At 61.6% G+C, this 6,824-nt stretch carries 7 protein-coding genes; 5 read left to right on the top strand and 2 right to left on the bottom strand.

Annotated elements, in window-relative coordinates; genetic code table 11:
* Positions 1 to 264 precede the first annotated feature (264 nt).
* The 5 genes from ACY693_RS12555 (at position 265) to ACY693_RS12535 (ending at position 5,584) form a co-directional block, all read left to right on the top strand.
* Positions 265 to 1,005, top strand: a complete 741-nt coding sequence (locus ACY693_RS12555) for a secretin N-terminal domain-containing protein (protein WP_462322168.1) — start codon at positions 265 to 267, stop codon at positions 1,003 to 1,005.
* Between the two features lie 79 nt (positions 1,006 to 1,084).
* A complete protein-coding gene (locus ACY693_RS12550; RefSeq protein WP_462322167.1) occupies positions 1,085 to 1,936 on the top strand; it encodes an ion transporter in 852 nt (283 codons plus the stop codon).
* A 493-nt stretch (positions 1,937 to 2,429) separates the two neighbouring features.
* Positions 2,430 to 3,086: a lysozyme inhibitor LprI family protein gene (locus tag ACY693_RS12545; RefSeq protein WP_462322166.1), complete on the top strand. Its 657-nt coding sequence runs from the start codon at positions 2,430 to 2,432 to the stop codon at positions 3,084 to 3,086.
* A gap of 474 nt (positions 3,087 to 3,560) precedes the next feature.
* Positions 3,561 to 4,313, top strand: coding sequence for an MBL fold metallo-hydrolase (locus ACY693_RS12540; protein ID WP_462322165.1), 753 nt, complete (start codon positions 3,561 to 3,563; stop codon positions 4,311 to 4,313).
* Between the two features lie 440 nt (positions 4,314 to 4,753).
* Positions 4,754 to 5,584 (top strand): SDR family NAD(P)-dependent oxidoreductase, encoded by an 831-nt coding sequence (locus tag ACY693_RS12535; protein WP_462322164.1) that lies wholly within the window; start codon positions 4,754 to 4,756, stop codon positions 5,582 to 5,584.
* 90 nt (positions 5,585 to 5,674) lie between these two features.
* Here the strand turns inward: ACY693_RS12535 and ACY693_RS12530 are convergent, their stop codons facing one another.
* Entirely contained in the window at positions 5,675 to 6,163 is a 489-nt protein-coding gene (locus tag ACY693_RS12530) for a GNAT family N-acetyltransferase (protein ID WP_462322163.1), read from the bottom strand.
* Positions 6,164 to 6,311: 148 nt separating this feature from the next.
* Positions 6,312 to 6,824, bottom strand: a 513-nt coding sequence (locus ACY693_RS12525; RefSeq protein WP_462322162.1) for an amidase family protein, incomplete at its 5' end; no start/stop codon positions are given.

Below are 6,824 nucleotides of genomic sequence, written 5' to 3'. Positions count from 1 at the left end.
CCGCGTCCATCACGCCGGGGTCGGGCTGCTCGGTCAGCAGTTCCTTGTCGAGTTGCAGTTCGGGCGGCAGCCGCGTCGCGCCCCGGGGTTCGGCCGCCGATGAGCGCGCGCCACGGCTCGCTCAAGGCACGTGCATTCGGACTGCGCCTGAGGCACCATGTGGCCTTGCCCTAGCTGAGTCGCGCTCATCCCCATGCTCCTCGCTCCAGTCGCAAGCAGTCACCGTCATCGTCATCCTCGACCTACCCGGGAGATAAGTGCCTGATGTGGCGGCCTGTCCTCTTCGGACTCTTGATTTGGTTAACGCTCGCCCAGCCAATCGTTGCCGATACCGCTCGGGCGGTCGCCTATCTGCCGGTCTACTCGCAGCCGGCCGAAGAACTGCTCAACGTGCTTCGCCCATTTGTCGGCGGCGGCACCTTGGTTGCGCATCGAGATCAGCTTATCGTGCGCGGCACGACCTCCGAGATCGCCGCTGTTAGTGAAGCGCTTGAGCGGCTTGACCAGCCACCACGGCGGCTGATGATCGAGGTGCGCCTCGCCGAGCAGTCGGCCGAGTATGACGGTGCGGCGCGGCGCGGTAGCGCCCGCGTGATCGGAACCCGTCGCCAACAGGATCTGCTACAGCGGGTGCAGACCCTTGACGGGCGCCCTGCCCGAATTCAGACGGGCGAATGGCGTCCGGTCACCAATCTTGTTGGTGTCTGGGCACGGCAAGGCGCTGCCGTTTTTAGTCATGAGATGCAATCGATCGATACCGGCTTCTACGCTTTGGCGCGCACTCATGGTGACGAGGTCACGGTCGAGCTCTATCAGCAAAACGAGCAGGCACAGGGAAATGGCCGCCTGCGCGGCTCCTCTGCGCAGACCACCCTGCGCGGGCCATTGGATGAGTGGCTGGACATTGGCGGTGAGCAGAGACTCAGGGAGCCAGGGGTCAGACGCTGGTCAACAGGAGACGCTGATGAAAGGTATCTGCAACTTCGGGTGCGCCTGCTCGATTAAGAAGCTCTAGCGCTTGACCGTTGGCTTCTAGAAGCCGTTATCTCTCTTACCCTTATCGTTGTCACCCTTGGAGTCGTCTATGTCGTCGTCCTTGTCGTCGCGTGCGCGCCTCGGCACCTGGATTGAATCTGCGCCCGTGCAGCGCGTGATCATTGGCTTGATTGTGCTCAATGCCTTGACCCTTGGGCTAGAGACCTCAGCATCGCTGATGGAACAGATGGGTCCCCTGCTACGGACAGCCGATCGCGTGGTGCTGGCGGTGTTTGTCGCCGAGATTACGATCAAGCTCGTCGCCTTTGGTCCGCGCTTCTTCCGCAATCCTTGGAACGTTTTCGATTTCCTCGTCGTGGGCATCGCCCTGGTCCCGGCGAGTGGACCCCTGGCGGTGCTGCGGGCCCTACGCGTGCTGCGGGTGCTGCGGCTGGTCTCGACGGTGCCGCGGCTGCGCTTCGTGGTCGATGCCCTGCTCAAGGCCATCCCCGGCATTGCCTCGATCGCCGGACTGATGCTGTTGCTGTTCTACGTCTTCGCCGTCATGGCCACCAACCTCTACGGCGACGGCTTCCCAGAGTGGTTCGGCAGCATCGGCGCCTCGATGTACACCCTGTTTCAGATCATGACACTGGAGAGCTGGTCGATGGGCATCGTGCGCCCGGTGATGGCGGCCTATCCGATGGCTTGGCTATTCTTCATCCCGTTTATTCTGATCGCCACCTTCACCATGCTCAATCTGTTCATCGGCATCATCGTCGATACCATGCAGACCATGCATGAGGCCGAGCATGAGAGCGAGCGAGAGCGGTTTGAAGGCTCGATGCACCAAGACACCGACCGGGTGCTTGAGGAGCTGAGCACCCTCAGGCAAGAGTTGGCCGCACTGCGAACCGCCATCGATAGGCCGCAACAGGCAGCCTCTCAACCACCGCAGTGAACCCTGGCCCTGAGGTCTGAGCGGCCAACGCCTTAACCCAATCGGCAGAGCTGGACTGGGGCCAAGCTGCTGCGCCGGCCAGACACGACTGGAGGCGACGATCGCCCCAGAGGGCCCTCATTGAATGAAATGCCGCGCAGCTTCCAGCAACAGCATTTCGTGATTGGGAGACACAGACTGATCAAGAAATACAGCATGAACGGAATCGTCTGACCTTACCCTTTGTCGAGATATCCGCGCGTAGTCACCGATTCTCCTGGGAGTCTCTACCCCAGCCCGTTTCTGCTCTGCTCATATTCGCCTGCCTTGCTTCTCCTTGAGTTTTTGTTATAAGGTTGGCGCCTCTGATCTGTCGATTTATATCGTTGAGGTTCTATTATGCGAAAGATGTTTGGCTTCTTGATGTCACCTGGAAGCGTGACGTCTTCAACACCGAATAAATGGAGCTCATACAATCCCGGACTGGGCGACCGAAAACAATGAGACTGTAACCATGTGTGCCCGTATATCATTGTTATTGGCCTTCGGACTGGCTTTTTTTTGCTGTCAGGTATCTTCAGCGGGTTTCGACTGTACGAAGGCCAAGACGGGGGTCGAGAAGACCATTTGTGCCGATCCTGCACTATCGGAGCTCGATGACGAGTTAACCACGAGCTATCGCGCAGCCCTAGGTAAGACGATCGATGCTAACGCGCTTCGCGCGAGTCAACGCAGTTGGCTGGAGTACCGACGAGACTCCTGTAAGACCCGTGTCTGCCTCACAAGCGTCTATCGCGATAGGCTTCAGCAACTGAAACGAATCGCCGCCGGCGGCGCGATCAATAGAGATATCGCCGGAACCTACAGCCGGTTGATCAATGGCAAGCTGGACCCAAGCTCCGCCGTGATCAAGCTTCGTCCTCTGGGTGGCGGTGAAGCCTTTACAACGGGCAATGCAACCTGGATCGACAACGCCAGCGGCATTGCCCGAACCGGCTCTTTCGAAGGGACAGTCGCCATCGATGGCGAGCAGATCGACTACTCGGACGGTAGTACCGATGGTTGTAAATTGAGCATCAAGATCAAAGAGAACAGCCTGTCTGTCTCCAATGACAACGGCCAATGCGGTGGCCTAAACGTCACGTTCGATGGCACGTATCGAAAGTCGTGATACGCAAGGGTCGAGGCAGGCCGCTGCGGCCGCTGGCCGACGGCTTATGTCGCAGCCGCTCGATACGCGGGTGGCCCCCGACTATGTGAATGCGCCAACGCTGCGACTCTAGGACAGAGGGAGCACCCGTTGATCAGCGGGTCATTCATGTCGCGCATCTGATGAACGATCGGCGACGGTTGGCTGATCGCGCCGGAGCATGGGCATCTGGCCGACTGCCAGAGCGGTCTACAGGCTGTCAGCCGCTGGCTGGCCTGGCAGAAGGACCATCCGCTCACGCTCGAGCCCTACCGCCACGAACTCGAGCGTTTCCTGCTCTGGCTGAAGGATCTGGGTACCTAGGCGCCTGCCGGTCGCGATGCGCTGTATGCTTGCGTCGCGGGCTGGCGGGGGGTTGGCGTAAGACACGCATGGCACCACGTCCGAGGCCAGTCCTGCCCATGAACAACACTCCTCTCGCATAGGCCTTTGCGCATGATCTTCAAGCAGCTCTTTGAGTCCGATTCCGCCACCTATACCTATTTGATCGGCTGTGAGCAGAGCCGTCAGGCGATCCTGATCGATCCCGTGCTCGACACCGTTGAGCGTGATCTGCAGGTGCTCAAGGATCTTGGGCTAACCCTGCTGGCGACCCTGGAGACCCATGTGCATGCCGATCACCTCACTGGCGCGCGGCGGCTGAAACAGCGCTCGGGCTGCCAGATCGCCTATCCAAAGATGCTCGATCTGCCCTGTTCGGATCTCGGGGTGCAAGAGGGCGAGGCCTTCGCGGTCGGCTCGGTGAGCCTGCATCCGCTGTTTACCCCCGGTCATACCGATCATCACCATGCCTACCTGATCGATACGCCGGTGCAGAAGCTGCTGTTCACCGGCGATGCCTTGCTGATCGAGGCCTGTGGCCGCACCGACTTTCAATCCGGTGATGCCGCGACGCTCTACCACAGCATCCACAACAAGCTGTTCTCGCTGCCCAATGAGACCCTGGTCTACCCTGGCCATGATTATGAGCAGCGGTGCGTCTCGAGCATCGCCCAGGAGAAGGCGCGCAACCCGCGGCTTGGGCAGGGGCGCTCAAAAGAGGATTTCGTCGCGCTGATGGATGGGCTTGGTCTGCCCTATCCGCGCAAGATCGACTTTGCGGTGCCGGGCAATGAGGACTGCGGTGCCTGCCCCACCAACGTGCCCGAGCAGTTCCGCGGTCCCTGCTCGGCGAGCGATCAGGGGTGAGTCTGAGGCGCGCTCAGGCGCGGTTGACTCATCGGTCAAACCGAGCGGAAACCGATTCAGCGCCAGATCAACCGCTCCAGCACCTCGGCGTCCAGCTGTTCGATGCATCCGGACGCAATGGCTCCGGCGCTTTGGATCGCGATGCCTGAACCGCGCCAGGCTCGGTATTCCACAGCACTGGAAGGCAGTAATGGAGAAGCCGTTGTCCTGAACGCACATGGTGCGGCCAAGGATGAGCTCAAGTTAGGCGCGCCAGGTGGGGTCGCAGCCTTTGCAGGATCAGGCGTCGGTGCATGGGCTCGGAGCGGTGCGGCTGGTGGGCGATCTGAGACTGTTGGTGGTGCATACATCCCCCCGGGAGTCAGGGACTGTTGGGCGCTTCGATCAGCGCTTGGACGAGTCTAGCGATCCTGTGCTTCGCTGCTGTGATCTGGTACTCAATGCGCGTTTGTCGGGACGAGATTCCACCACCGCCCAGGGCTTGCTGCAGTCGCAGTCAACCCACTCCCTGGAGGCACCTTCCGATCTTGAACGAGCAACCGCCGACGCTTGGGCATCCGAGCGCGCTGGCACTAGCGCGTGATGGGGCGAAGGTGGTCATCGCCGCCGACCGCCCAGAGGGCAGCGACGCGTTGCTGAGCAAGATCGGAGCACTCGGCGGTGACGCGGCGTTCGTCGAGGCAGACGTCGCCTGCAACGCGGAGGTGGCTGCTCTGGTGCAGGCCACGCTGGATCGCTTCGGCCGACTCGATTGTGCGGTCAACAGCGCGGGCATCATCGGCGAGACCAGGATTCCGACAGCCGAGATCACCGAGGCCAACTGGGACCGGGTCATCGGCATCAATCTCATCGGAGTCTGGCTGTGCATGAAGCATCAGATCCCGGTCATGCTGGCGCAAAGCGGCGGTGCGATCGTCAATCTCGCCTCGATCTACGGCCTCAAGCCCAGTGACGCCGGCCATGCGGCCTATTGCGCAAGCAAGTTCGGGGTGATCGGACTCTCGAAAACGGCGGCGGTGGATTACGGACGACGCGGGCTGCGGGTTAATGTCGTCGCCCCCGGCTTCACGGTCTCCGGAATCGTCGATCCCCACGCAGAAGGCGCGGCCGAGAAATACCGCACCATGGCGGCAAAGTACTCGGCCATGAACCGCCTCGGCGATCCGCGCGAGACCGCGGCGGCCATCGTCTGGCTCTGCTCCGAGGCCGCCAGTTTCGTCAACGGGGCCGTGCTGACAGTCGATGGCGGGGATACGACGCCGGTGTATTGATGCACGGCCGGACCAATCCGCGTTCCTGGTTATGCGTCTCCCGCTGCTGAGCGAGGGCATCAACGCGCACGAGGAACTCGCTAGATCACCTCAGACTATCCTCTGATTCGATTCAGGGATGCACCGCATCAGATAACGCTCGAAGCCCACATCACCTCGTTCGGTCTGCTCGAGGCCTACCTGCTCGAAGCCAAGCCGAGCAAACACCGGCCGGCTGAACAAGCTGGCCTCAGCAAACCAATGACCCGCCAGCGGCCTCGGACAGCGCTTCAGGGCTTCGCCTAAGAGTGCGGTTCCGATTCCGCAGCGGAGGTGATCGGGATGCACATAGAGCGAGGTAATGTGTCCGCTCAGCTCGATCCCGCAGAAGCCAATCCGTTGCTGGTCGCGGATTGCGATCAGCGTCATAGGATCAAGAACGAACGCCGCAAAGGCCGGTTCCGAGGCATACCCGGCCCAGGCAGCAATCTGCTGTGGGCTGTAATCACCCGGCGCAGCCGCTTCGACCGAGGCGGCATAGAGCGCGCGAAGTGCGGTCAGGTCTTGCCGTTCGGCGAGACGAAACCTGATGTCAGGCATCGATGGCATCCGTCGGATTCCCCATGCTCATGTCCTCTCCGACCGGTTGGCGGGATGCTGAGGCGGCGTCATGCTTTGTCCACTCGACGGCAGCGGTCGCCTCTGACGCCACAGACTCAAGTTGGGCCATTGACCTCTCCACGCGGCATCACCGAGACGGCGCGACCACGTCATCCAAGGTTGCGGACCACGCCTCAGGCTGAAGGCGACCAAATCCGGGCGGCGGACGGCGGTGCTGGGTCGCTTGCTCATAGGCGTAGGCATATTGGAACAGCTTGTGCTCGTCGAACGGCCGCGCCAGCAGTTGCAGGCCCAGCGGCAGGCCGCTGTCGGTGAACCCCATGGGCACCGTGATGGCCGGTTGCCCGGTATGGGGCGCAATGACTGGGCTGTTGTTGCCGTGCGGGCTCTCGCTATCTCCAATGCGCCGTGGCGGATGGCTCCAGCTCGGGTAGATGATCGCATCGATCCGCTGTTCAGCCATCGCAGTGAGGACGGCCTCGAGCAAGGCCTTGCGCCGCGGGTCGCCCCGGACATCGACACAGGGCGGTTGCTGTGCCTGCGGGTCCGTGTCAACGGCCATGGCCCACCGCATCGCTCCGGCACTCTGGGGCAAGAATTGGTTGCTCGCCACCACCTGGTCCAGGGAGCGGATGGGGGC

The organism is Halochromatium sp. (genome assembly GCF_054919635.1).
The sequence above is the reverse complement of the archived record's forward strand: the minus strand, read 5'-3'. Positions and strand labels throughout refer to the sequence as shown.